Source organism: Arthrobacter sp. JUb119, from assembly GCF_024807995.1.
GTDB lineage: Bacteria > Actinomycetota > Actinomycetes > Actinomycetales > Micrococcaceae > Glutamicibacter.
In genome coordinates this window covers 1-26,760 of record NZ_JANUFE010000008.1, presented here as the reverse complement: position 1 = coordinate 26,760, position 26,760 = coordinate 1, and the positions used below count along the sequence as shown (strand labels likewise).

At 51.7% G+C, this 26,760-nt stretch carries 23 protein-coding genes; 15 read left to right on the top strand and 8 right to left on the bottom strand.

The window, feature by feature from the left end:
- Positions 1–98: 98 nt before the first annotated feature.
- Both M2368_RS16950 and M2368_RS16945 read left to right on the top strand, forming a co-directional pair.
- Entirely contained in the window at positions 99–302 is a 204-nt protein-coding gene (locus tag M2368_RS16950) for a hypothetical protein (protein WP_133834529.1), read from the top strand.
- A gap of 275 nt (positions 303–577) precedes the next feature.
- Entirely contained in the window at positions 578–1,345 is a 768-nt protein-coding gene (locus tag M2368_RS16945) for a hypothetical protein (protein ID WP_133834528.1), read from the top strand.
- Between the two features lie 340 nt (positions 1,346–1,685).
- Here the strand turns inward: M2368_RS16945 and M2368_RS16940 are convergent, their stop codons facing one another.
- From M2368_RS16940 to M2368_RS16925, 4 genes are all read right to left on the bottom strand, one after another.
- On the bottom strand, positions 1,686–2,513 hold the full coding sequence (locus M2368_RS16940; RefSeq protein WP_133834527.1) for a TIGR02391 family protein: 828 nt from the start codon (positions 2,511–2,513) through the stop codon (positions 1,686–1,688).
- Between the two features lie 94 nt (positions 2,514–2,607).
- Positions 2,608–3,195 carry a hypothetical protein gene (locus M2368_RS16935; RefSeq protein ID WP_286172272.1) on the bottom strand — a complete coding sequence of 196 codons (588 nt, stop codon included), beginning with the start codon at positions 3,193–3,195 and terminating at the stop codon, positions 2,608–2,610.
- Positions 3,196–3,255: 60 nt separating this feature from the next.
- Positions 3,256–3,444, bottom strand: a complete 189-nt coding sequence (locus M2368_RS16930; protein WP_133834526.1) for a hypothetical protein — start codon at positions 3,442–3,444, stop codon at positions 3,256–3,258.
- A gap of 1,705 nt (positions 3,445–5,149) precedes the next feature.
- Positions 5,150–5,575 carry a hypothetical protein gene (locus M2368_RS16925; RefSeq protein WP_133834525.1) on the bottom strand — a complete coding sequence of 142 codons (426 nt, stop codon included), beginning with the start codon at positions 5,573–5,575 and terminating at the stop codon, positions 5,150–5,152.
- Between the two features lie 220 nt (positions 5,576–5,795).
- Between M2368_RS16925 and M2368_RS16920 the strand changes: the two genes are divergently transcribed.
- The 3 genes from M2368_RS16920 to M2368_RS16910 all read left to right on the top strand — a co-directional run bounded on the left by M2368_RS16920 (position 5,796) and on the right by M2368_RS16910 (position 7,550).
- Positions 5,796–6,176: a hypothetical protein gene (locus M2368_RS16920; RefSeq protein WP_133834524.1), complete on the top strand. Its 381-nt coding sequence runs from the start codon at positions 5,796–5,798 to the stop codon at positions 6,174–6,176.
- 10 nt (positions 6,177–6,186) lie between these two features.
- Positions 6,187–6,819, top strand: coding sequence for a hypothetical protein (locus tag M2368_RS16915; RefSeq protein WP_133834523.1), 633 nt, complete (start codon positions 6,187–6,189; stop codon positions 6,817–6,819).
- 179 nt (positions 6,820–6,998) lie between these two features.
- Positions 6,999–7,550: a hypothetical protein gene (locus M2368_RS16910; RefSeq protein WP_133834522.1), complete on the top strand. Its 552-nt coding sequence runs from the start codon at positions 6,999–7,001 to the stop codon at positions 7,548–7,550.
- A gap of 1,448 nt (positions 7,551–8,998) precedes the next feature.
- On the opposite strand, the gene M2368_RS16905 is transcribed toward M2368_RS16910, so the two are convergent.
- Complete coding sequence (locus M2368_RS16905; protein ID WP_208294276.1) at positions 8,999–9,808, bottom strand: short-chain dehydrogenase/reductase; 810 nt, start codon at positions 9,806–9,808, stop codon at positions 8,999–9,001.
- Between the two features lie 370 nt (positions 9,809–10,178).
- Here M2368_RS16905 and M2368_RS16900 point away from each other — a divergent pair, with 370 nt between their 5' ends.
- The 10 genes from M2368_RS16900 (at position 10,179) to M2368_RS16855 (ending at position 21,120) form a co-directional block, all read left to right on the top strand.
- Positions 10,179–11,477 carry an ATP-grasp domain-containing protein gene (locus tag M2368_RS16900; RefSeq protein WP_133834520.1) on the top strand — a complete coding sequence of 433 codons (1,299 nt, stop codon included), beginning with the start codon at positions 10,179–10,181 and terminating at the stop codon, positions 11,475–11,477.
- Positions 11,474–12,697 carry an MFS transporter gene (locus tag M2368_RS16895; RefSeq protein WP_133834519.1) on the top strand — a complete coding sequence of 408 codons (1,224 nt, stop codon included), beginning with the start codon at positions 11,474–11,476 and terminating at the stop codon, positions 12,695–12,697. The genes M2368_RS16900 and M2368_RS16895 overlap by 4 nt, the downstream gene beginning before the upstream one ends.
- Before the next feature lie 240 nt (positions 12,698–12,937).
- Positions 12,938–14,230 carry a tetratricopeptide repeat protein gene (locus tag M2368_RS16890; protein WP_133834518.1) on the top strand — a complete coding sequence of 431 codons (1,293 nt, stop codon included), beginning with the start codon at positions 12,938–12,940 and terminating at the stop codon, positions 14,228–14,230.
- Complete coding sequence (locus M2368_RS16885; protein ID WP_133834517.1) at positions 14,217–15,725, top strand: aldehyde dehydrogenase family protein; 1,509 nt, start codon at positions 14,217–14,219, stop codon at positions 15,723–15,725. The genes M2368_RS16890 and M2368_RS16885 overlap by 14 nt, the downstream gene beginning before the upstream one ends.
- Positions 15,726–15,727: 2 nt before the next feature.
- The gene (locus M2368_RS16880; RefSeq protein ID WP_133834516.1) at positions 15,728–16,405 is read left to right on the top strand and encodes an RraA family protein; all 678 of its coding nucleotides are present in this window, start codon (positions 15,728–15,730) and stop codon (positions 16,403–16,405) included.
- Positions 16,362–17,408 carry an aldo/keto reductase gene (locus M2368_RS16875; protein ID WP_166650824.1) on the top strand — a complete coding sequence of 349 codons (1,047 nt, stop codon included), beginning with the start codon at positions 16,362–16,364 and terminating at the stop codon, positions 17,406–17,408. Before M2368_RS16880 ends, M2368_RS16875 begins: the two co-directional genes overlap by 44 nt.
- Positions 17,405–18,490: a Gfo/Idh/MocA family protein gene (locus M2368_RS16870; RefSeq protein ID WP_166650823.1), complete on the top strand. Its 1,086-nt coding sequence runs from the start codon at positions 17,405–17,407 to the stop codon at positions 18,488–18,490. Before M2368_RS16875 ends, M2368_RS16870 begins: the two co-directional genes overlap by 4 nt.
- Positions 18,487–19,746 carry a DUF4147 domain-containing protein gene (locus tag M2368_RS16865; protein ID WP_133834513.1) on the top strand — a complete coding sequence of 420 codons (1,260 nt, stop codon included), beginning with the start codon at positions 18,487–18,489 and terminating at the stop codon, positions 19,744–19,746. Before M2368_RS16870 ends, M2368_RS16865 begins: the two co-directional genes overlap by 4 nt.
- A gap of 61 nt (positions 19,747–19,807) precedes the next feature.
- A complete protein-coding gene (locus tag M2368_RS16860; protein WP_166650822.1) occupies positions 19,808–20,614 on the top strand; it encodes an SDR family oxidoreductase in 807 nt (268 codons plus the stop codon).
- A 170-nt stretch (positions 20,615–20,784) separates the two neighbouring features.
- Entirely contained in the window at positions 20,785–21,120 is a 336-nt protein-coding gene (locus tag M2368_RS16855; protein ID WP_133834511.1) for a hypothetical protein, read from the top strand.
- Between the two features lie 1,868 nt (positions 21,121–22,988).
- Here M2368_RS16855 and M2368_RS16850 read toward each other — a convergent pair.
- From M2368_RS16850 to M2368_RS16840, 3 genes are all read right to left on the bottom strand, one after another.
- Complete coding sequence (locus M2368_RS16850) at positions 22,989–24,092, bottom strand: CHAT domain-containing protein (RefSeq protein ID WP_133834510.1); 1,104 nt, start codon at positions 24,090–24,092, stop codon at positions 22,989–22,991.
- Between the two features lie 457 nt (positions 24,093–24,549).
- On the bottom strand, positions 24,550–25,194 hold the full coding sequence (locus M2368_RS16845) for an Abi family protein (RefSeq protein WP_166650821.1): 645 nt from the start codon (positions 25,192–25,194) through the stop codon (positions 24,550–24,552).
- Between the two features lie 216 nt (positions 25,195–25,410).
- Positions 25,411–26,244, bottom strand: a complete 834-nt coding sequence (locus M2368_RS16840) for a hypothetical protein (protein ID WP_133834508.1) — start codon at positions 26,242–26,244, stop codon at positions 25,411–25,413.
- Positions 26,245–26,760: the final 516 nt, after the last annotated feature.

Genomic DNA, 26,760 nt, shown 5'->3' with positions numbered 1-26,760 from the left:
AGCTGTCACCCTGGTGCAATTGTTCCTCACCTTCCTAACCATCGGCTGCCTCAGCTCAGCGATACTCCTTGCCGTGACATAGAACGTCAGGAAATGCGATGAACGAGGAGCAAATACACCTAGTCAACGATCAACTATCGATCCCCGGTTTCACCTTTGTCGATAGCTTCATCGCCCGCTGTACAGCACTCACCGCATCAACCACCACCAATATCAAAAAAGTGACCTGCCAGCGCTGCCTCAGGGTCGCCGAACGAAAAACCTCTGGAGCTGTGACCGGTATGTCCCCTGACCGAGGCTAACTACACCTACAGAAAGAGCAATCCCCCAAAGCATGCAAACCAGTCCCAGAAAGTAAAAAGCTATGGTTATCGGAGATTCTGCAATGAACGGGGTCGACTCTTCCTTTCAAGAGATCATCCCTGCACTTGTAGTCGTGATCCTTTTAGGCTGCGTCCTTGCAGCTTTAGCACAAGGAATCAAAGCAGCACGAGGCGAGGCATCTGCAGGCGGGGCACTAGCTATCTTGCTATTTGGAGGGCTAGTCGTCACTGGATTGTCTGTGCTGCCAGGGATCTTGAATAAGGAAACCGGCAACGAGAACAGCGAAGCGAAACCCGATCCTTCACCAACACCCACACCGCTACCTGAGACTACGGCACCAGCAGATACCGGAACACCCCTCATGGTCCTCCTCTGGATCGGCGTGGCCATCGCAGCCATCGCCCTCATCGCAGCCATCATCTGGAGCATCAGCAAGCTGCGCCAGCGCCAACAGCGCCAGCGCAAACAACTAGAAGCCCAAGAGGCGCAGCGCAAAGCGCTAGAGGAAGAACAAGCCAAAATCGCTGAACGCTGGAAGACCGTCACCGACCGCCACGAGGCAATGCGCCGCAACGTACTCAAGGCAGAAACCGACTGGGACATGCTCTTCGACCTCCCCGCACTGACAGACATCAAAATTAGAGCCACCAGCAAGCTCTACCGGGCCATGCGAGACGCAGAAAACGCCATCCCCGACATGCCAGCCACATTCACCCTCTCCACGGACCTCAACACCCTGGCCTACCCCAAAGCAGTCCACGCCTTCGAAGACGCCTGGGAAACCGCCTACGCCAACGCCCAGAGGATCAGCACCACCAAAATCCCAGCCAAAGAACTCAAAACCATCCAGCGCATCCGCGCACTACTCACCATCGCTGAAGGCGTCGGAGCCACCGACCACGAACGCCACACCGCCTACACACAAATCCGCAAAATGCTCGGAGACCTCAAAACCATCAAAGTCCCAAAACGCGCACTACTGCACATCGAAGAAAAACAACGCCTCGCGCTCGCCGTCTAGGCAAAACATGCAGGCGGAAACCATCAAGGATTGACAATGAAGAAGGACGCCATGCGTTACACAGTGTATGAAGATTTCGATGTTTTAGGGGCTGTCAACAACCAACAACATAACGGAAAGTCCTGATAGCGTACTGACTTTTAGTCGGGTGCGGGATCCTGGGGCTGTTCGTGGTGGTGCTGTTGGAGTTTATTCGATCATGGCTTGATAGATTTATAGCTGGAACTTGCTCTTGCTTATCCTTCTCTGGATTTGATGTTCTCTGCTCATCGGGCACCCGTCCAAGGATTTTACAGTCAAGGTGAAGGGGCGCCGAGGGGCATCGATGACGTTTTGGAGCTCATGGCTTTGGCTGTTTTGTAGCAGCATCGAGCCGGCGGTGGATATATGAGAAGAGCGCGAAGGCATCGTAGAAATCTGGCATAATTTCGACATTGTTGATTCGACTCGAATGTGCACGAGGATTCCTATAGTGGCCGTGAACGCCAAGGAGCAGATTCTTGAAACCACGGTGTTCGCTAATCTCTGAATCAGTCTCATATTTGTTGATGTAGAGATGCGGAGTGTCTTGGCGCGTTCCGAAAACTCCGTTGTATAGAGCGTCACCATCACCCGCCAGTTTAGTCATTTCTCGGATGCGATTTGGGATGCTCTTAGACGCTTCTGTCATCGCGTGGAACAGCGACCGTGTAATAAACTCCTCAGCACAGTACCTGAATAACTCTTCGTGGGTACCGCGTCGACGGAGTTCAACATGAAGTGTTCCAGCCAGTGTTGCTGCCTCCGAGATGGTGCTGGCCTTTTTACCGCGGGCCAATTTTCCTTCATCGGTGATCCGATATCCATGGTGGACCATGAATTCGTTCAACTGATCGCGTAGTTGCGTAAATCGCGCGGGGTCACGCGAATAGCGACTTGGTGACATTGTTTTGTTAATGAAGGCGATGACACAGTTGCCGGCCTTTTGGGAGTATTGCTTGTTGTTCAACGTGAAATATAGGCTCTCACGCTTATTCCTTCCATCCTCTCGCCGCTGGATGCCAATCATCGGAAGAAGTGAGTCAAGTTCTGAACCGGTAAGGCCGGGAAAATCGGTCTGAGCGAGAACATCGCAGACTCCCTTAATGAAGTCCATTGGAAATGCCTCAGCTCTTTTTGGCGATGCCATCACATCTCTCCTCCATACTGCGTTCACGTGCATCGTAAACGACTACCGCGGATGACATTCAGTTTTGGTCAGCTGCATAGATCTAGAAGCACATTTAGAAAGGTAAAGACTGTCCGAGCGCTTCGATCACTTCGCGAGCAGTTTCTGCGGTTTCATCCGTTGCCGCCTTGCTAAGACCACTCGCCACTGGCGCCAGCAAACCCTTGACCATCGTTATTCCTCGACGTACAAGACCTTGATCCGGTTCAGCCTTGACTACTTCCTGCAGAACGCTCGTGGCATTTGAGCGGACCTCATCCTCGTCTGAACTATCAAGTTGAAAATTCGGTAAGCTCGCTAGAATATCGGTGAGCAAACCTGCAAGAGTTTCATAGCCAGGAGCAACTTGCTCACTAGCATTCTGCGTCTGTTCAACGTTCTGATTGCCCCAAGCAAGCTGTGCATGATCGCCCTGAACGGTCACTACCGGTCCGTTGTAGTTGTTGATAGTTGTCGCAGTGGGCAAAGAAACAGCTGAAGGGTCAGTTTCCAATGGAACCCTAACGGGATTTTTAGCGAATTCACGCTCGATATCGCGCGTCATCTTCCGGATCGCTTGCTTGTTGATGCTGAATCCTTTAGGCAATGTCAGGCCACTTTCTACTTTGAAAAGTATCGATGATTTGAGTATCTCATGGAGCACCGATGCTGCGTTTTCGTTTCGAGGAGAACATCTGTGAGTTAGTGAGAAATGCTTCCTCTCCTAGTGTTCTACCGGGTCTTCGTCTGCTGGGTGTGCGCACTGGCCCTGTGTCGACTGGTGGTCCTTCCCAGCTCCGCGTTTCAGCTCCAGCGTTCTGGGGTAGTGCTCGGAGTGGTTGCGCTCGCCGTGCACCGGACCCTGGTTCTTTACCTGCACGTGCTGCTTGGTGCCTGGTTGGTGGGGGGACATACCGCCCGTGTGTGGGCCGGCCGCTGTTGGCAGCTCATCGTTGGCGGCTCGTCCTTCCTGTGCGGTGGGGTGTTGGTCTTCCTTGGCGGCCGAAGATCCGGGCGGCCGAAGGTTCTGGCAGTTGATGGTTCGGGTCGGCTTCGTTGACTAGTGCTCCCACAGACCACAGGCCACCGGGCACGGACTAGAGGGCCAAGGGTTGGTGTGGGGTCGAGGCGCGTGGTGGGGCCAGTCCGAGATCCGGGCGCCCTGGGCTCGGGTGCTGGCAGTATGTCCCCTTGGGTGTCTGCCGGCCGCATGCATGAGCCCGCTGGTAGCGGCCGTGACTGCATGCACCATGTAAACCCCCCCCTTTTTTCTGAGGCAGCTTTCTGAGGCAGCGTTCCAAGAAGCTGCACCTCGACCGGCTCAGCGTGGAAGACCGCCCATGTTCGGTGGAGCCTCCAGGCAGCTGCCCACACTCTTTTGGGTGCGTGTATCTTGTGACGGCTGCCTGCACACTGCCTGTCTTCGCTGGTTCTGATGGTGTTGATGAATACGGACGGAACTCGCGTCCTGGGGTGGTGTTCGGAGTGGTTGTTTGCCGTGCGCCGGACATGGCTTCTCTGCCTGGCACTTGGTGCCTGGTTGGTGGGGGACATACCGCCACAGCGGCGGGCCGGCAGCCTAGGCCTCGAGGGCTGGATGCACCCGTGCCGGACAGTAGGTCCTCCATGCCTTGCTGCGCTTGCCGTTCGTTTCTGGCATCGCTGTGGACGCAAGGGGGCGGCTCTCCGGCAGTGTTCTCCTCAACGCGCGGATCTCGCCTAGATCTCGTGCAGCCAGGTGAATGGTGAGTGGGGGCATACCGTCGGCCATGGTCCTGCAGCAGAACTCTGGCCGGTGACGCCGCGCGCGAGACCTGGTCATTGCATCCAGTGGATCGGAGGCCTTGTGCATGACCCAAGGGACGCGGCGTTAATCCGGCCTCGGCGCTAAGCCAGGTCCCGCGGTCCGAGATCCCTGACCGATGGTATGTCCCTGCCCCTGCAGGCCGCGCACTCCAGGGGACCGGCAGTATGCTGTGTCAGATGAGTGCCGCTGGGCGGTATGGTCCGTCTGCCTTGCATGCCTCCCATGCGCTCACCAACAGGTTTCCCGTGCTGTTCCCAGTGGGCTTCAGGTAGGCTGTGGCTCCTCGTGTCTGGAACGGCTTCTTTCGGGACTGTTGGTGGTCAGTTTGAGGTCAAGGTGCGGTGTTGTCGATGTCCGAGTGACATGCGACGGTCGGCCCACATGCGCTGCTGGTCACGAGCGGCGGCGATGACCTCCGGGTTGATGTCAGCGACGGCGATGCCTTCTCTTACCCACTCGCCCATTCAAGCTTGCCGCATGGTACATCTGGACCGCCATGCTAGCTGAAATTAGCCGCCATATAAGGCCAATAGCCACAACTGCCGGAGCTACAAATAAGGCTCTCAACACAAGCGTTGAGAGCCTTTCTGCACACCCGGGTACTTGGGACTTAACCCAGATGCTATTGCCTGGCACCTTGGGGGATTGCCAGGCAACTAGCTAGTGCAGCATTTGGGGATTCCGCACTAGCTGAGAACTCTTCTAGTTTCCTAAAGGTAAGTTCCTATCAATAGGATTACATTCAGAATGAAAAGCGGTCAAACGAGTGGAGGAAGTGGTGCCTGTTCAATAGGCCCCTCCGCTGCTCGTTCTAGCGGTGCAGGTAGATATTCTGATGGATCTGAGTCCAGCCATCACCTGTCAGCGATTTGGGATCTGCGTCATCAGCAACCAGGAGGACTTGGGTTCCGGTCCCGTTGCTTGTGTTGACGATGGCGTTGTTTCCGCCGAGTAACCCGCACCCGCTGAGCCAGTTACTTCCTGTTGTGGGATAGGCCAGCACACAGCCCATTTTTTTATCTGTTGAGGTGCCGATGAAGTAGTTCGCGCCCTCGTATTCGACGGCAAAGCGCAGTGAACCTGGATCAATGATTTCAGGGATTTGGCTTGCCTGAGCCGTGGGCTGTTCGGGTAGCGGATCTTGTTCCAAGATTCCTAGATCGCTGGCTGATGCACAAGCTGTCATGACTAGCGCAGAAGATGCGATCAGCAATGTTGTAAAGAGTCCCTGTTTCAATTCCCGCACCTTTCGAATGGCCCTATTAAGTGATAGTAGCCCAGTCAAGAGCTCCTTGGGGTGCCATGGGGAAAATTCCTGAGTAAAATCACGTCGGTTTATAAAGATACTGTAACAATCAAGTTCGCCTATTATTTTAGCCTCGTAAACTTGATAGGTTTCAAAAACATTCGCGTGTCCATTTTTAGCATCTCATTTTTCCAAAGAAGGGAAATTGAAAATGAGTAGAAAATTAAAGCCTCTCGTGGCCTGTGTTTTCGCTTTCTTGCTTGTCTTCTCGACAGCGCAAGCAAGCCAGGCAACTACGGTGTGGTTCTTTGACGGAGTAAAAGCGCAGTATGTAAAGGCCAGCTGGTATGCCAACGGAACCACTGCAACGAAGCAAACTGAAGGATTCGTTCCTCATCGCTTGATGACTGTGACTGCTCAAGGAATCACGAACGCTGGAGTAAACGGTACCGTCTACAAATCAGTGAGTGGGACTGGCCATGCTATCGCCCCTTATAAGACGGCTTCCAAAACTCATCATTCACAGTGCTGGTGGCAGTATGCAAATGCCGGTACATCTAACTACCAAATTCGCTGCGCTTACGAGAAATGAGGTGATTTAAATGAAGAATAGCACTCGAAAGAAATCAGTACTCTTCGGAGGGGTAGCTGCACTTGCCGCTCTTGGAATTGCTATCGGGGTATCCTCCGGCTTGAATAGCCCTCACGAAGCTGTGGCCAGCGATATTCCATCTCCAGAAGCCCAACTGAAGGTGTTGAGCCAACCTAAAACTGCAGCAGACAAGCTTCCCGCTTTTCTTGCTGAGTCTCTGAAAAATTCTGGTCTTAGACCAAAGACAGTACGTTTCATTGGGGAAGACCAGGAGAACAAATTCTGGGTATCGACTCATGGCGATATTGGTATCTGCCTGTTGACCGAAGCAAAATTCGATGGTGGCGCAGGTGGGATTTCGTGTGGTGACGCACAACATCTGACTGAAACTGGTATCGGACTTGTTTCATATTTTTCTGATGGTAAGACGGAGAAAGCTGTTCAAGCTCATTTGATTCCTGATGGTTATGCTTCGCAAGCCAGGACTCTCAATAAGGCAACGGTTGGAGAGAATCTTATCTTGGGTAACCCGGCTATCAACGGTGAAGAAACAGTGGTGCTTGCCCCTGAGGTTAACCTGCGATCGTCGAAGTTGCTGCCGACTTTGCAAATTTCGGATATTGAGGTGAGCGAAGCACCCTGATAAAAGAAACTAGGGAACAGGAAAGTAGGTGCCACGCCGTTAGGCGTGGCACCTACTTGTCACGGACTTAGTGGCAAAAATTTGTCCGGTTGTGCCTGATTGAGTATTTTCTAGCTGGGTACCCCGGTATCGATCATTTTGGGTGCGCTGGCTATACTAAGAATTTTCTAGGGGCCTGGATGAGTACACACAATTTCGCAACGTTGCGCCGCGCTGTCATCGAAACATCATTATCGAACAACTGGGCGCAGGCAGTCCAGGAATGGCAGGTGGTAAGCGTTGAGGAAGACCCGCGCGGGACAGGAATCTGTGTGTGCGGCAAGACTTCCCTTGTCTATCTCTACACAATTCATAACTGGCGAACCCAAGAGTCTCTATTTCCAATTGGAAGCCAATGTGTCAACCTATTTGAGGTCGAAGAGCTTGATCTCAGCGTTAACGTGCTCCATCAGCTCTTGAAGCTACGATCTGCATACACCTCCCATAAGAACGTTGATCTCACGAGCGAATACTTCTCGCGAGCGTTGCTTGCCGACCTGTGGCAAAACGAGGCGTTCCCACCGAACGATTTCAATCGAGGGAACGGAGACAACGACTACAAATTCCTGCTTGATCTGTTCAATCAGCGGCACGACTTCACTCAGAAAGAAAAACGCAAGGTCTGGGTGCTTATAAACAGAACGATCAAAGAGTTTGTGATGAAGGACGAGCGTCTTGGGGTAGTTGTTTAAGCGCAAGCAGGGCCATTGCCTTAGATAGCCAGAATCGATCGATATTGAACAGGTGCCAACATGGCAGTTATTCCAAGCAGATAGTCCTATTTATCAAAGGTATTGAAGGCTTGGACTCTGATCATCGGCTGATCCAGCAACATAATTCCGGTGCCGAGTGCTACTGCCAGACCGACACATAACGCTAGATTCACCTCAGCCCACACGTTAAGGATTTCGCCTAGCTTGTTCAAGGGCAGAAAACTGCCGTTATCCCTGATGCTATCGACTCATAATGACCGTCTGAACCACTCCTCAGGAAGAGCAGTATGCGCAGTAGCGGGGTGAGAACCAAGAGGGTATGGATCAAATTCGGTCTGCTGCTACGAAGTCCTACGCTAAAGCTCTATGCATCGTTGTCACCTCATAGCTGAAATGTGTCAGTTGTCTTCTATTACATTGCCACCTGGAAGCGCTCGCCGATCATCTCTGTGGGGTGTTCTTTCCTGTTGGTGGGGGAACATGCCGTGCGCAGGGACCTTCGGCCGCTTGAGGCCTGGTTGTAGGCTACTGGCTGCAGGCTGCCTCGATTCACTTGGATTTTCCGGTTCTTGGGGTCTGCTCAACTAGCGGTTGAAGTTGCCGCGGGCGTTTATTTTCGGTAAGCGCAAAAATGTTTGGTTTGTCAGTGGCTGCTCGTCATGCCGTGATCGAAAGCAGGCTGCCGGCCGACGGATTTTGCTGGACTGTGCGATGAGAGGGAATAGGCCCGGGGAGCACACCGCTATTTAGCCGGGGTCGGGTTCCGTTGTTGTTCGTTGTGATACGTGTGAGTCTGTTGAGCGGACCTTGCTAAGTGCGGGCGTTGCCAGGAGTGGTTGTTCGCCCCTATGCATGTTCATCTGGGGTGTTTGTGCAGCGGTTTGGCCGGTGGTTATCCGGCAGCTCGTTTGAGTGGTTTTCGGGTGGCTTCGCTGAATACGCGCAGAACTAGCTCTTTGCTGGCCTGGTATTTTATTCTTGGTGGCTATTTCGTCTGCAGCTAGTTCGCTGTCAGGCTCTGGAACCTTGAGAATTAAGTAATTTACGCGTGTAATTTGTCGATAAGATTGACTGCTTCATCGACTTTCTCTTGGTTATGGCCTGGGAAGCGATTAGTCATGAGTTCAGGATAAGGGAAAGCATTTATCTGGAATTCAAACCAACTCATTCTTGTTGAGTATCCGTCATGCTTAGCTTCGATTTACACGTTGGAATCTTGGGATTTGCTTCCTCAGGATCCAGTTTTTCGAGGCACTATTGTCCATGATTCTAGATGCGAAATAATCGTTTTTTGCGTTAAAGTGGCGTTTCCGATGTGGTGTATTGCTGTGATCGATCTCTCAAGTAAGTAATCAAATATGCAGACAATAACTTATGGCAGGTAGGCGCACGTCTGGGTAGCCCGTTGATGAATCAACGGCTGAAGCTTACTTGGTACCTTGAAATTGTCTGCCGCCATCAATCGTAAGTATTGATCCGGAGATATAGGATGCTTGTTCAGAGCTGAGGAACAAAGTTGCTGAAGCAATCTCAGAAGGAGTAGCCAGTCGACGGAACGGGTACGTGGATAGCAAGTCCCTCCAGCGTTCCGAATCACCGAATTTTTCGTGGGCAAGCAATTTCAGTCGAGACACCTGACGAGGTGTTTCAGTTGGTCCTGGATTAATTCCATTAACCCTAACATTGTGCTCGTGGCTCTGTCCGGCGAGAGATTTTGTAAATGAAATAAGTGCCGCATTAGCACTTGATACAGCAATTGTGTCAAAATTAGGGTTTTCCCCGGAAGTTCCAATAATATTAACTATTGAACCTTTGGAGCGCTCTTTCATGTAACCATAGACAGCTCTAGTTAAATTGATGTATCCAAAGACTTTTAGATCCCATGCGTTTCTCCAAATCGATTCATCGAGACTAACCAAATCACCTTTTGGAATGTCCCCTGCCACATTGACTAAAATATCAGCTTGTAAAAAATGGCATGGAATCGTATTTATGGAAAACCTGTTCCTTAGGTCAACAGCAAACGTCGCGACTGAAACTTTCGAGTTTCGACGGATGGACAATTCCAATTCACGAAGCTTCGACTCACTTCTAGAGAATGCAATGATGTTGCATCCTTCTGCTGCATAAGATTTTGCTACCGAGGCTCCGATTCCTTGAGTTGCCCCGGTAACGAGAACTGTTTTTCCAGACAATCCGAGGTCGAGCAACTTATGTCCTTTCTTCTTGACAGCCAAAGGGCCAGAAGCAGCTGAGTGGCAATCCGGGTGTTTTGAGTGCTGGGAAATCTGATAATCGCGGCGCGAAATTTTATTTTGACGTCCTAAAGCATGATTGCATACCGCCTGGCCCTCACTAAGCGGGCGTCGATATTTGCCCAGAGCTACATTTTCTTAGAAATATATCGATAGGGAGTTGAAAATAATCGAACCATAAGATAGGTTTCGCAAGCTCATATTTGCTCGATCGTCTAGGATGAATTAATCACCTCATTCAAAATTAACGGTAGACATACCCCTAAGTGTGTGACTAGGCTCATGCCAAACACCTGTTTCAGAGATGAGCGGGGCCTGCGTTTGCCCTAGCCGCATGAAGTTGAGGAGGGCCATGAGACTGTTTATGTTGGTTAATCCACTTGTTATGTATGCAGTTGCGCGTGGTCTACGGCAAGAGGCCTCCTTCATCTTGGCCGGATTGTCGGATGCCGAGGATAAATCGCTACACCCTATGAGCGCGAGCAGGTATGTGGATGCAGGAGTTTGGGTTCCACCAGTTCCACAACAAGAGTGGTTGATTGACGTGGACTGTATTACCGCACCCGTCCAAGAATGGGTCTCACACATACAATCCTTGTGCAAAGTATTTGACATAGATACGATCCTCCCGGCCAATGATCATGACCAGTTCTTTCTAACTCTTGCTCAGGAGCAATTTTCCACCCTTGGTATCACGGTTTTAGGTCCTTCTCATCATTCGGTTAGAAGGATGAACGACAAGTATCAGTTAATGCAAGATGCGCAATCAGTGGGGATATCGGTCCCTTGGACAGCTCTTGCATCACAATCAGAAGTGCTGGGTAAAGTTTCAAGAACTTTTCCTGTTGTCCTAAAACGACGGTTCTCCCAAGGAGCATCTGAGGTCTCATATTTTGAGTCTTCTGATGAACTCAGATCTAGAATAAAGGAAATTTCATCTAGAGAGCCGTCCAGCAATTGGATCGTTCAGGAGTATATCCCTGGGCGTATTGAGCCGTCATGTACAGTATTTGCTTCAGGTTCTTCTGTGTTTTTGAGCGCTTTTCACATCAAGCATCGTTATATGGCACCATCGGCATCTACAGCGGTAGAAGTTGTTATGCCTTTTATACCTGAGACTTCACTTCACAGCTTGGTGAAAATCCTAGATTTTGGAGGTGTGGGAGGCCTTCAGTTCAAGCTTGATTGTCGTGACGGTGCTGTCAAATTGATTGAAGCGAACGCACGGATGGGGCAGAACACGCGACTGGTTCTCCCCTTAGTGGAGGCCGCTGGATATGATCCTAGCAAGGTGCTGCTCGCAGCACTTGAAAACGAAATTCACGAGAAGTTCAGCTTGCGTGTTGGTGATATTAGCGTTTCTCCTTGGGACGACTTGGTTTGCATTTGGGTGCATATAAATTTGCGAGGAAGAGCCAACCGGGTAGATAACTCAAGGCCACGACTATCACTCTTCATCCGACAAATTCTTGCCAGCTACTCGGGCCGAAGGGTGTATCTGGACTACATAAGCCGATCTCTATTTACAGATACGCGTGCCGTTCTGAGATTCTTTGCCAGGCTATTCGCTCGGTGCCACAATCCTGAACCTGTTCCTTGGAGCGGATCCGAGAGACGGCATCCAATCCGTTATGTACAGGACGTTGCATGATGGCAACGGGTACGAACAGATTGGCTAAGAACTTCGGAACGACATTTGTCATTAGTGGAGCAACAACTCAGGGTACGTATTTCCTACTGGCGGCCTTGGCAGTTCTAAAAACCGAGGACCCCAAAGCAGTAGCATTCCAGCTGATAGCCCAAGCGCTACCTGCGCTAGTTTTATTGGTATTGATCAAGAAAGCCGGCGATCGATGGAACTTTAGAACCTTGCTGATTTGGTTGCTACTAGGCCAAGCAGCCGTAGAAATTATTTTCAGCATCGCTACATTCATACTTGGTTACCAACTACCTGCAGCGCTGATCGCTAGTCTCCTACTTGGCATAACAACTAATGCGCAGGCGCCAGGACGTAGATCCATTTTGGCGGATCTCCAGCCAGAGGAAACTCGCCGCAAGAATATGTCATTGCTGACTACCTACAGCAATATTGGACGTCTTGTCGCTCCGGCGATCGCCAGCTTCCTCATGGGATCAAATTTCTGGCCGGTATGGTTCATACTTGATGCTGCTTTCTGCGTACTCTCAGCAATTCTGGTCAGGCAGGCACTAAAGATAACTGGACGATCGGCGGCAGCAGATTCATCAACTGAACATGATTCGCGACCTCGCGCTTACAGCAAACCTGTGGTTATATTCATGATTTCCTTCTTCCTGCTGTGTACTTTTGGATTCAACATCCAAGTAATTGCACCCATGGCCGGAAGAGACCTGTTGCACGACGCAGCGGCCTATGCCGGCATCATTGTGTCGGCACACACATTTGGTTCGATTCTAGGAGCATTTGTTGTCACAAGAACTCACGAGTGGCTCAGAGGCACATACATAGTTGGCATCCTCGTTCTTGGATCGTCTTTTTTCCTCATGACCCCATGGAGCGCACCTGTACCTCTCTTGATTTTCGTGGCAATTGGTGGGTTTGGTCGGGGACTTGCATTGACTGCATCTTCAGTCATGACAAGTACGTGGGGCGGAAATTCGGACTTCAGGGAGAAACTGATGGCTTTCACGGCCGTTGTTTTTACGGGTAGCAATCTTTTGAGCGGACCGATCGTCGCCACAACAAACTACTTTGGAGGAGCGATCCTGACCTTAATTGTCTGCGGAATCGGCACCCTTCTTGCGATTATTGGACTTGCCATGGGGAAGGACTGGGAAGCGAAAAGCTCTCTTCCAGCAGAGAACGAATCAACAAAAGAGAAAACCGAATGACTTCCACCTAATTCATGGTGATGAAGGCATGCTCTAGTCGATTGGGTGCATGCAGTAAATCGAGATGGTAACCAGGAAGGAGTGGACACCATGGCTGAAATCGAACGCGCACTTCGCGATCTTGAGAACGAAGAAATGTCTAAGAACCTGCATATGTAGGAACACTTTGTGTTGCGGGAACGAGTCATTCGTTCCCGCAACATTTTCAATCGTAACTAGTCTAGAAAGGCCTGGAGCTAGATGGTAGAACTAGCCGGATACTCATATGGACAAGGGTTACCAGCGATGGCAGCCAGCGTGAAGGGGCTTGCCGAAGCAAACTATCCATCGAGTTGTAACGTGTATTCAGGTCTTCGGAACTCAAGCGAACTTTCAACGCATCATGCGGAAGCAACGTTGGACCTCGCTAAAATAATTGTGGGGACTAAACCTCATTTCGGCTATCGCTATAACAGCAAAGCACCTCCAACAACTAGGATTTTCACGTGTGCCAGTCAGCATCGATTAGATGGCATAACCCCTGAAATCAATGATTTTCCTTCGGACCTCTCATCTTCATTGTTCGTGTCAGTTCGAGAACAGTGTGATGAAAGTTTGAAAACTTCAACTTTTTCACCTTTGATGCGGGAAACAGCGTCAGAACTCATGCTCAGGCTTGGCTACATTCGTGAAGCTGCGAAATTGGTACACCTTCCGGAATCGTTACTTCAGGAGGCGCCACCAACGGATCAGATTGAAATTTCTGTTGAGGATGGGGTCGGTCAGTTTCATGTTCTTTCCAGGGCATATCCAAATCAAAGAGACCTTGCAGAACTATTTTTCCGTTGCGGGCATGACAAGAAGTTCAGCAGCTATCAGAGGTCAATTTTCCTTAAAAATTTTGTGGTCTACTTTGGGCAGCGAAAGACGTGGGATTCACGGTTGCCTGCTGTGGCTGAACGACTGATCAATATGCTCGGCAGCGTTGGCCTCCAAGGTCATCATCAGGACTTGTACGCACAAACAGTGTATAGGGCACTGGCCTTTATTCCATTCTTGCAGCGAAATATTGATGGCGCATTAGACCTCCTGGATAAGGGGCTCGAACATCAGAACAGAGCAAATCTCGAAGGCGAAGACGCCCTGCTCTGGCGTGACCACGCGTTTCCTTTGTTTGAGACCTTATGTAAAACAACGATGTATGCAGGCAAGCTCGACCGAGCATACATTTTTGCGACGAAATTGACAGATCTGAGCCCAGGCGATTATCGAGCATGGATCGCACGAGCAGATGTTCTTATGCGGCTTAACAAGTTACATGAAGCGTCAGCGGATCTTCTACGGGCGGAAAGCCTGGGAGGACGCCATGTTGCCGCGGCAAAATTCGGTCTTTTCCAAATCGCGCTACTAGAGGGAGAGGTAGAGCGAGCCGGCGAACTGCTTGCTGAAGCACGGACTGTAGATCCACTTTCGTCTTCTCTGAGTGAGTTATCGACAAAGAAGATCTCTGACAGGATAAACGGATGGAAAGTCGATAGTCATGACCGTAACTAATTCGATAACGGGTCCTGAGACCGGCGAGCCAGCATCATTTCAATACGTTTTGCCTCGGGGGCAAATGGTCCACAATATCATCGCCGGTGATGAATCGGTTTCAGATTCTGAGTATCGATGGACTTTAGATGCACCTGATGGTCAAAACTGGTTGAAAGTCCCTTCATTTGATGCTGATGCAAATCAAAGAGCCTGCAAAATTGGAAGCAACGCTGAGTCTAGTGTCAGGGATTACGGAAATGACGCGTTGGCTCAAATATTATATGATGCGTCAATTATTTTGACCAATGATCAAGAGCTCCCCTGGATTGTTGTAGCCGAAACGGGAAAACCAATCTCAGAGGCAAGGGGCGAAGTGCTCTCAGCCGCACGAGTTCTCCGGCAATATTCAAGAATTATTCCTGAGGCATCTAGGGGACGTGTTGAGAATTCTGTTTCTATGTCCGTTTGGGGTGTTGCAATACCGGAACCTGTGGGATTGAGCCTTCTGGTTCTCCCATGGAATCTTCCTGTACAAATACTGGTGCACAAATTAGCCGCCGCGTTGTCTGCCCGGTGCCCGGTAATAGTTAAACCTTCACCCTTGTCACCATTAAGCGCAGCGAGAGTAGTTAGAGCTTTCACGCATTCCGGCCTGTGCAGAGAAGCAATCTCCGTGGTTCATGGTGGCCCTCAAACGGTGTATGACCTATTAAGCCGTCCCGAGATTAAGATGATTTCCTTCACGGGAGGTACCAAAGCTGGAAAGGCTGTCAGAATCGCCGCAGCCCAGAATGATGTGAAAGTAGTGACCGAGCTTGGCGGAAAATCGGCAAATATCGTGCTTGAGGATGCTGACTTAGAAAAATTAGTAGCTTCAATCTTGAGAGGTCTCACAAGAAATCAGGGCGCGACATGCACGGCTCCCACAAGGCTGCTTGTTAGCAATCGAAGGTCCGCTGAAATCCGGGATTTGCTCACGAAAAAAATGGATGAGATTTCACCGTCAGATCCCTATGAAGAGGCATCGCGACTTGGGGCAACCCGAACGAAAGATATAGCTGAACGAGCTAATCGAAGATTGGCTGATTCGCGAACGCGAGGTGCTGATGTATGTGGCGGACAAGAAATTACTGTTCCTAACAGAAAAGGAATATTCATCCGCCCTGCCATAGTGTGGGGCCCCTCCGTCGAGGACCCCATTCTGACTGAGGAACTCTTTGCCCCCGTGCTGACTGTCCAAGAATTCGACACAGTTGACAGTGCTGTTGAGCTAACTAATGAATCTCCCTTTGGTTTATCAGCGGGAGTTTGGGCAACCGACACGGAAAAGGCGAAGTGCATCGCTGAGCGTTTACATGTAGGAACGGTTCACATTAATCATTATGGCCGGCGCGATTCGATTGATCTTCCAGCATCAGGGAGAGGGGATTCGGGTACAGGCGCGGAGGGCGGGCCAGAAGGTGTACGTGAATTTCAAGAATTAAAGTCAATACATATTGCGAAAGGTGACTAACAGTGGATGACCGAAATGTTCGAAAAATTGTCCGAGGCTTTAATCGACCAGAATCTGACTTGTTGGCCGAGTTCTCGAAACTCTATACAGGAATCATCGCGGATGCGATGGGAAAACTAGGAATCATGCAAACGAGCATGGCCCCGATTGCTCCTGGAATGAAATTGTGTGGACCTGCAACTACAGCTATGGGTCCTGACCTTACAGTTCGTCGAATGGCGATTGATCTGGCGCAAGAAGGCGATGTGCTAGTGGTCGCTGCAGGTGGCATCAGAGACTACGCGAGTTTCGGTGACGGAACAGCACGCAGAATGATGACCAAAGCAATGTCTGGGGCAGTAATTGATGGGTGTGTCCGTGATGCGGCAGGGCTTCGGAAAATCGGGTTTCCTACATTCTGTTTGGGGACTACTCCCAAAAATTACCATTATCCATCCTACGGAGATGTGGGTGCAGTAAACGTGCCTGTCATCTGCTCTGGTGTGCTAGTCAATCCCGGAGATATCGTCGTAGGCGATGACGATGGAATCGTCGTTGTTCCACTTGAAAACGCCAAACAAGTTTTGGACACGGCCAAAGCAAACTTTATTTCTGAAACAGCATTACGCGATTCTTGGAGCTACTACCCTCCCTTTGATGTTGAAGCAGAACTTTTGGAACGCGGGTATAGCTTTGAATAACAGCAATAAACAAGTATTGGACGTACGGTTTGAGCCTGGTGAGCTGAATAAATTTGGTCGGTTGCCGTTTTCAGTCAGCCCAATCGGGTTGGGCACCTACCACTTAACATCGGATCGACGAGTTTCCCACGAAGATGGTGTTTCAATAATCAGGTCTGCCATTGAACATGGAATAAATGTGATTGATACTGCGCCCTTGTATGGCGTAGGAGAAGCCGAGCAAATCGTTGGTGAAGCCCTGGGCGGAACCAGATCTGAAAATATAACTGTCATTGACAAGATTGGAAGGTTCGAGAAGAGCATAGTTTCACGCCTTTCGCAGGAAGCATACACAGATCCAGAACTTATGCTTTCTCAGCTTAATCACTCACTTCGAACCCTCGGAACAGACCACATACCTCTGCTTCTCCTACATGAAACAGACTGGGATGAATGGGGACTGTATCCAGATAGCTCGGGGGCACCAGTCTGGGAATTCATAGAAAAGGCTAGGAAACAAGGAAAAATCGGAGGAATTGGTCTTTCCGTACGAAAACCTGATCGAGCTGAATTCCTCTGCAAAACGGGTAGATTCGATGCGATGCTCTTCGTTCATTATCACAATCTGGTCTGGCAGGACGTCGCAGATCGACTACTGAACTTGGCAACAAAACTTGATATCGGTGTTGCGGTGGGTGCCCCTTATCGTCAGGGACTATTGACATCGACTGATCCAGGACTGAGAAACCGGCTTTTGGCAGAAAGAAGGACTTCGGTACCTCCTGGAATCATTGAACGTATCGCGGCAGCTCAAGATCTGGCTCGCAAGTATGAGATGTCGTTAATGGAACTAGGTCTTCGATGGCTCGTTAGCGACGAACGAGTTCACACCATAATTGTGGGCCCTAGAAATCCTGCAGAACTACGGCAAAACGTGGAATGGGCCAAACTTGGAGGTTTACCAACCGAGATACTTAGGGATGTACGGGAACTGGGGCAGATAGAACCGGGGGAATGGCAATGAGTTCACCCCTCCGCGTCGGAATTATCGGTGAATCAGGTTCCGGAGACTACGGGCATAAGATTCATCTCGGTTTCGCGGCTTGCAAAGATATCGAAATTCTCGCACTAAGCGACGCTAATGCAACAGAAATAGATGTAATTGGTGACCAGCTTGGTGTCACACATCGGTATCTGGACTATCGAGATATGCTCAGAAAAACTGAACTTGATGCGGTAGTTGTAGCCACCAGAAACATTGCCCGGCATCACGAATATGTAGTCGCTGCATTGCAAGCTGGCCTGCATGTCTATTGCGAAAAACCCATGGCTCAGGATCTCGTCCAGGCAGATAGTATGACCGATTGTGCTCAAAGGATGGGACTCAAACTTGCCGTAGCCTTGCCAGGAGGGCATGAACCGAGATTTCTCGATGTGCTGAGAAGAATTGACAATGGCGAAATCGGCGAAATCCTTTCAACCAGGGGCATTTGCAAGTGGGACCACCGTGGAGGTGGAGAAGATGCGTTCGTACTCGGAATGCATTTTTCAGATCTGTCACGCAGAATACTTGGTGATGTGATCCATGTTTATGGGCAAGTATCCCAAACCAACGAAATGTTTCCAGAAACCCATAGCCGCGATGGGGCTGAAGGCGTCGGACTTGTTGCAGGTGATCATTTTTATGCAACATGCAAACACAAAAATGGAAAAATTTCGACCATCGAATCACACAAATCTCAGACAGAAGACAGAGCTCTTCAACCGTACAGACTCGAGATCTACGGTACAAAAGGGACGATTGTTCATCGTGCACCTTATGCGGATGGAAGCACATATATATCTAGGCATGTTGTACCTCATCCAAACAACAGCGACTGGAAGCTAATTCATCAAGAAGCAGACAACTATAAAGATCATCATACGCGCGCTGCCTATAATTTTGCTTCAGCAATAAACAGCAAAACTCCATTGTACTGTTCTGGTATAGATGGCATGAAGGCGATGGAGGTCATCCATGCAGCTTATCTTTCTAGTAGAACAAATCAAGTAATTGATCTACCGCTAACACAACGTGCTCATCCGCTAGTGAGCACCAATAAATGATTGATTCTATTTTAGAACAAATTCATACTGTCTTGAAGCTTGTTTCTTCCGAGAAGCTGCATATGGATTTTTTTGAAAAAGAAGGCTCTCAAATCTTGGCTGAATATGAGAGAATTTTTGCGATTTGTATTGGCAAGTCGTCACAGAAGTCTGCAATGGGCATTGCTTTATCGATTGGTTCCGAACTACGAGAGGGAGTTATCGTTGATGACCAAACCGAGCTGATGCCTTTCCCTTTTTCCTCAAAGTTTTCGCATTTTTTAGGCAATCACCCTATCCCGGACGGAGCGAGTGAACTGGCAGCTAAGGCGCTGTCAGCTAAGATAGCTGATTGGAATCTTAGCGGTAATGACCTGGTCATTGTAAGTATCAGTGGTGGTACTTCCTCTCTTATTTGTTCGCCTGTTGCCCCGATAGAGATGTCTGAGCTGCAGAATGCAGTTAGGCAATTATTGGGATCAGGAATTACGGTCACCGAAATCAATTCAATCCGTCGGCTTGTTGGAACCCTTCACAACGGCAGATTGCGAAGACTGATGGAGCCCGCTTCAGTGATTACTCTGCTGCAAAGTGATAACGCGCAGTTTGATCTCTCAGCTGTAGGATCTGGACCAACTATTGCGGTGAATGAAGTTCCCAGTGCGAATGCACTAGATATATTGCTCAAGTCTCAGCCGAAATTTCATTCGAAAGTTTCAAAAATTATTGATGGCAAATGGACGGGTGACAAATTTCGCGGCAGTCATCGAATTATTGAGCTTTCGAATTTGGACACCCTATTGCAGGCTTGCGTTAAGGTTTTCTCATCTCATGGTTTTGAGGTGATTCCTGTAGATGCGCCAATCGGTGGCAGTTGCCATGAAATATCTGACTCTTTTTATAGTTCAATTGAACAAAACCCGAGGAGGGGAAGATTCATTTATTTTGTCTGTGGCGAGGCCACGGTTTCTGTTCCTCAAGGATCATATGACTTGGGGGGAAGGTGCCAGCATATGGCAGTTACTTTGAGCGAGAAGATCATGCCTATTGCTGACGCAACGGTTGTCTGCTTTGCAACTGATGGTTGTGACAATATATCAGGAATTCACGGCGCAGCTATTTCATCTTTGATGGCAAGAAATATGGCTGCAGAGTTCAACGTTCGTCAGGTTCTTGATGTATCCGAAACGCACCCCATGCTGGATTCCATAGGAGCCCTTATTACCGGAGATAAAACAGGTGTGAACCTCTGCGACATATATCTGGTCGTCTGTTAACAAATTTTACTGTCAATGTATATCTTCAAACCGATTCGAGGATTCTATAGTGTCGATATCAATGAGGTCTGTAATTGTGACCGGGGCTGCAGGGGGAGGGACAGGTGCTGAAATTTGCAGGGCATTTGCAGCTGAAGGTCTAAGGGTATATGCGAATGGCAAGCCTGGCCAAGAGCCTGAGATTGAGCGACTAAGGATTGAAGGGCAGGCGCTGAGCGGGGAAATCATTCCCGCAATATTTGATGTTTCAGATCCGGATGAAGTTCAATCCTTCTTCGAATGCCTGGATGAGGATCAACGAGGACGGATAACTACATTAGTTCACAATGCCGCACCATCTAACAGTTATATCGGCATCGACATGCTTGACCAGGAAGTCTGGTTCCAAGACACTTCCACAATTCTGAACGGCGCCTTTCATTTGACGAAAGCCTGCATTCCAGCGATGAAAAATGCTAGGTGGGGCAGAGTTATCTATATATCTTCCAATGCTGCGTTTCGGGGCGCCTATGGACGCAGTGCTTCATATGTCGCTTCCAAGTCTGCTCTTATAGGGTTATCAAATCAGGTCGCATTGGAACTTGCCGCTTTTAACGTTACTTCGAACGTCGTGGCTCCAAGCCAGATTGATACCCCTCGCGCGAGACGTGGTGGTAGGAGAGACGACAACTCCATGGCCGCCTATGCATCGCACGTACCTCTTGGGAGAGTCGCTTGCACCAGAGACGTTGCTGATCTGGCAGTGTTTCTAGCTAGCGAAGCAGCTAACTACATTACAGCACAAACAATTAGGCTTGATGGCGGGGCGAAACTAGCGTCTGCTTCAACCCGTCCAAAGCAGTCGTTTGGTCACCGGAGGGCGCGCTGATTGGCGCGTTAACGAGGTTCAACGTTCTTTTTCGAACCTATTCATGAAGGACCCTTCAATGGCTGACCCCTGTCACGAACTATGTTGAGTTTACGCGAAAATTAAGCCGACGGCCTGTCGCGCGGCAGCGCTTGGGTTCTTGGAGCTCACAGTTTTGATGGTGCTGATGAATGCGGACGGAACTCGCGCCCTGGTGTGGTGCTCGAAGTGGTGGCGCTCGCCGTGTAGCGGGCCTGGTTTCTCTTTTTGGCACCTGGTGCTGCCAGGCGTGGTGGGGGACATACCGCCTGTGCGCGGGCGGCCCGCGGCGGCGGGCCGGCTGCTGGTGGCAGCTCGTCATTGGCGGCTCTTCCTTCCTGGGCGGGTACCGCGGCTTTTGGCGCGGCGGGCTGTTGGTCTTCCTGGTCTACTTGCTTTCCCTGGTCGCCGAAGGTTTGGGCGGCCGGTGGTTCTGGCAGGTGATGGTCCATGGCGGCTTCGTTGATTCGCGCTCCCACCGGCCGTAGGCCACGGACTGGAGAGGGCCACGGGCTGGTGCGGGATCGAAGTTCGTGTTGGGTCCGGTCTGAGATCCGGGCGCCCTGGGCACGGCTGCAGGTGGCGGTATGTCCCCTCGGCCGCGGGCCGATTCGGGATGTGCGATTGTCAAAGCGTTGATGTCCCCTTCGGGGGTGCTGGCCGCGTCCTCATCAGAGCTACAGGCCTGCCAGCAAAATGAAAGTACTGGCATGTGACTCACTCCACTGCTGTCTTGGTCTACATTTGAGGGGGAGGGGGGAGGATCGGCAAAAGCCGATCCCGGGGGAGCGGGTGAAAGCTTGTAGATGCTCCAGCTCGCTGAACAGCGGCCAGCTAGAGGGATAAAGACCTTATGCGCCGCGGAGTTGTCCAGCATCTTGGCGCGAAGCCTTCTCTTATCTGAGCAACCGTGGTGTCCCCAAAAGATGGGTGCTCTGGGGGCCTCGGTAAGAAGCCCCCAGAGCAAGGTCCCTAGTTTCCGAAAGCGTCAGCGATTGCTGCTGCCGTTTCCAGAATGATCAGTGCTCCATGGATCAGAATCCACAGAGCAACGCTGATGATAATCAAGGTGCGCACCTTCATGGCGGTCCTTCTTTCTTTCGTGGGTGGATGAGTCTCAAGAACTTTTGGACTCAAACTCACCCCCGGGTCAGCTGTGCTGACCCCCGTTTTTTAGTTCATTGGCACCTGCGTCAGCGATCGGTATCAGCAGGACGGGTTCTCCCATGGCCAGTGCTTCAAGAACGGGTGAACAGGTACTGCAATATGGCAGCGCGTGGATTGTGTGCTGCCGGTCGCCTACCTGGTGCCTGGCTGGTGGGGGACATACCATCGGGCGGCCGGCCTCAGCAGGCCAGCCGGCGCCATCGGGAACGCCTGGTTCTCCCACTCGTGGACGGGATGTCCTGTGCAACGCCGAGAACGAGAAGCATGCCGATTCCAAACTAGGCCTCTTGTGCTGGATGCCCCCGTGCCGGACAGCAGGCCCTCCATGCCCGTCTGCGCTCGCCGTGGCCACACGGGACCGGGCATCCAGCAGCGTTCTTATCAACGCGCGGATCTCGCGTAGATCTCGTGCAGCCAGGCGCCTGGTTGGTGGGGACATACCGTAGGCCACGGTCCCGCAGCGGAGCTCTGTCCGCTGACGCCGGGCGCGGGCGGGCCCTGGTCGTTGCCTCCAGAGAATCCGGGAGCCTTGCACGTGACCCGGGCGCGGTTTCAAACGGGCCTCGGCGCTCTACCATGCCCCGCGGTCCACGATCCTTGGCCGGTGGCATGCGCCCTGTTTCTGCAGTTCGTGCACTCCAGGGCTCCGACTGGTCCTGGTGTGCGCTGCAGGCCGCTGGGGGACATACCACCGGGGCGGGCATCCGGCTGCGCGGCCGCCGGCTCCTTCTGGGTCAGGTCGTTCTGGGCGCGGTCTGCTGGTGGTACGTCGCCTGCTTTCCTTCAACGCCTGCTCTCGGAAGGGGCGGGCCCAGGGTAGCTGCATCTCCTCGGCCTGGCGGCGGCCACATGACGGTATGTCCCTCCCTGCCGAAACTGAATCTTCTTGTGGTCTCGGGGCTGCACACCTCGTGAAGCGTGCACCTCCTGCATCCTGGTGCGCGCCCCAGGGGACCAAGGAGCCTCCACTACGGGCCACGCCTGACAGCATGCATCCGCTGTTTCACCTCGCAGGCGGTGAGGGCGCTCGCCGTGCATCACGTCAGGCAAGAGTTACCTGTGCCGGGGATTCAAAGACTGTGAATCATGTTCAAACGTTCAGCAGGACGGTAAGACGCGGGCTAATGGGATTGCTGAGTGTGGGTGAGCCACTCAGTGGCAGTTGCCACTCGGACAAGTTTGCGTGATGCTATGTTGCAGGTGGAGTGACGAGTACCAGATCGCGGGGGACAACATCGTCACGGACGCGGAGCTCTGGAAGCTCGGAGCCTTCCAAAGACGCCAACTTCATACGGGTTTTCGCTTGGTTCAATGAAGTTTCCAGCGACTGAGCAGAAGCAATCGCAGAGTAGAACGCTGAAGCGAAAATAATCGCTGAACTGTCGTTGATGCTTTCAGACATCCCGATCACTGCTGGCACCGTATAGAGGATCTCATCGGACCCAGCAAGGCTTTCGCAGGCATTGAGAACAAGGAGCCGCGGCGGATCGTCAGTGTTGCCGAGGACCTGGGCGAGCAGCTCGAAGGTGATTCCTTTGCCCTCATTGCCTCCAGTTTCATTCTCTAAGAGGAGGCCTTCAAAGTTGGCATGGCCGGAGAAATGGACGATGTGTGGCCGGTGGTCATTGAGTCCGTCAATCAAGTCACCAGCGGTGGCAGCGGGTAGGTGTTCAACTTCCACGAGGTCGCGGTATTTTGAACCACGCAGAGCTTTGCGAACTTCGCGAACTTCCCTGTCTACGCGGAGCCATGTTCCATACTGTTGTTCAGTGCCGTCAGGCAGAACGATGGTTTCTTCGGTAGCTTCGGGATTCGCCGTGAGATAAAGAACCCGCAATTTTTCAGGTTCTGGCGGGCGCACTTGGACAAAACGAATTTCCGAACGCGGCGTCGAGAGCCGAGAGACTTCCCGGGCATGAGCCAGTTCTTCGCGCCGTCGCTGAGAGTCAACCTGTTTTTGCTTGGAAGCGGCGCTACGAGCTTCACTGGCTTCAGCGGAGCGCAGCGAGGCTCTTTTAGTTGCTATGGTCTTCTCCACAGCAGCTGCATCTTTTCGAGCTTTCGCAATCTTAGCTTCTGCGGCAGCCACTTTCTTGTCCTCTCTTTCAGCTGCGGACGACGCACTGCGGATAGTAGAGAGACTTTTGGACCGCGCTGCCTGGTCACGCTTTCTTCTGGCAGATTCACGCGCTGTAGCCGCGTCTTTTTCAGCTTTCGCAATATCGGAGGACAAGGGACTTTTACGCGCTTCTAACCGAGCGATCTCCGAACGAAGCGAGTCACTTCGAGCCATGGTCTCTTGCCTTTCTTGCTAAATGAAAGATTCCGCCAGCTTGTCCTCAGGACATTCACCATCTGGCAGGAGTTCCGAACCTTGGGCTTATCGTACTGAAGTGCACTGACATTTTGTCCGCGAGAGGCTTTGAAGTGAACTTCTGCGCTTGGTGCGATTGGCGGGGACATACCATCAAGCAGGCTACTGGCAGCGAGCCCGCCGGCGCCTTCGGGCACAGAGTCCTTCATCGGGAGAGATCGTCTTGGGCACGGCCGTGGGTGGTACGTCCTGGTCTTCCGTCAACGGATGCCTTCGGAAGGGCCGGACCTGGTCACTACCCGGAATCTGACTGCCTGGGGTCGGCCGGTGACGGTATGTCCCCGCTCTGCTGCACACCGCGGTCCGCGCGCCGCACCCTGTTGGACTACCATGGCGCTCGCCGAAGATCCTTTGCCCCGAGAACAGAATGCCTGCTTTAGATGGCAGGACGTTCGCGGGCTACATCCCTGACTCGCTGCTGACCCATGATCCAATCAGCGATGGGCTGATCGATATAGCCGGTCAACCGCGCAATGTCCCGCAGTCGTCGATTCGCCTCAACGTGGAGCAGCGGTTCGCAGTGGGCCACGCGGTTACGCAGGCCGTGGAGGTTATTCAAGGGCACCTTGACCTGCCGCAAACCCTCAATTCCGGGTTTGATGCCGGGGAAGGCGTTCTTGACCGCTTCTTCCCAGAGGTGCAGCTGGGGCGTTGGATTGCTGTTGGGCCACGGGACCAGATGGTTCCATGTACCGAAACTGAGCTGGGAGACCAAATCGTCGTGGGTGACCTCAGCATGCTTGCGGGCATGAGATGAAGGGCGGGAAGACTTTGCAGCACCCGCATTATTACGAGCTTTCTTCAAAGGCGTGGCCACTAGGCCATGCAGCGGGATAGCGGTGTCGATGCACCATTGATCGGTGAAGATTTTACCCGGATTTCGGGGGTTATCCGATTGCTGCTGATTCCAGTCCCTCAACTGGGTGTCGATGGCATTGCGAACAGCAACCTCGGCATGACCCAAGACTTCATGGAATGCCCCGGCGAGACGGGCATTCCAAGCATAGAGGTCATAGGCCAAGGCCACGTCGCCGCCAGCTGCAGTGAGGTAGGTGCTGAAACGGGAGTCCCCGAAAAACTGGGCGGGGTCAGGTACTGGTGAATCTTGCAAAGTAGAGTCCTCCAAAAGTGAAAGTTGAATACGGTGTAGCGCGCGCGTAGGATGGAGGTATCGCGAGGAACAAGGATTCTCGCTGAATACATCGTACGAGCCCCGCCTTCAAGCGGGGTTTCTGCGTTAAACGGATAGTTTCGGATCTTGTTTTGCCGATGATCTAGCGGCAGCTTTCGCTTGGGTAAGAAGCGACTTCCTGTTCTCCTTGGAGTACGCTTCCAACGGCCATCGATGCCAGATATGCCGATATGTATTAGTCGTGAACGGGTCATTAGCTTTACGGCTGATCTCCTGCATGAGACCTAGACGGCGCAGTTCTCCAAACCCTCGTTCCGCGGTCCTCTCGCTAATTCCGTACCACTTACCGATCTGCTCATAAGACTTATCTAGTGTCATCGCTTTAGGGTCTTGGGTTTCCCGTAGCAAAATGAGCAACGTGACTTTTCCTGGCATAGTCAACTGGTCGACGTGGCCTTCGGTCCAATACGCGTAGGGCAATGCGAAATAGCGTTTCTTGCCTTTGTGATCCAGCCCTGCTTTAAGAGTGAAAACAGGCTTCTTTGCGTGCAGATCATCTACCGCAAGAAGATCGACCTCGGGGCCGGAAAGAGAGTTTGCTGCACGTTTCACAGCGCGCATTTCACTGTTGAGCACTAGAGCCCATGCCTTCCACGACAGTGGTGTGCCTTCGAGAATAGGACTCAGCGCGTGAATGCTCAGCAGCAGATCCAGTTCGAGACGGCTGCGTCGTTTTAGCAGCTTGGAAAGCACGGTGTCGCCACGGTCATCTCCAGTGAACTTCTGAACGAATTCAAAGTCGATATTAACGAATCCGCGTTTTGCGCGCGTGAATAGATCTTCGCGAATCGTTTCGGGGGTATACGGGTCCTCATCTGTTAGCTGGTCAGCGATGGAAATTTCTTTACCATCTGGGGATGTCAAAAGTTCGGTGTTCATGCTTGAACTGTACAACTTCAGGTTCGTATTCACCGCATAAAATGATCAGTCGAAACGACCATTTGAGGTGCCATTATGCAAGGTCATGCGATTCCTAAGTGCAATACCTCTGCGATACCCTGCAACACCGTTAAGCAATAAGGCTCTAGACGACCGATGAGCGCATTTTCGGAATTGCGAAATGAACGCTCGGCTCTAACTTGCTATCAATTTCGGCCGATAACCCAAAAGCCACTGCTAAACCGCGCCAGCTCCTCTCACTGAGGACTCCAGAAGCAGCGACCTGGCACTGTGCAGGCACCGCCCGGGGACATACCAGCGGGCGGGCCGCCGGCAGCACGGCCGCCGGCGCCTTCGGGAACAGAGTCCTTCATTGGGACAGACCGTCCTGGGCGTGGCCGCCATGGTATCTCCCCACGGGGGCTCACCTGGTGAGGGAATTCCTTCTTCGACCTGGCTCACGCCCAGGGCCCAGTGTTCTCCAGCGCGGACCAGGCGCGGTACCTTGTGCTCACC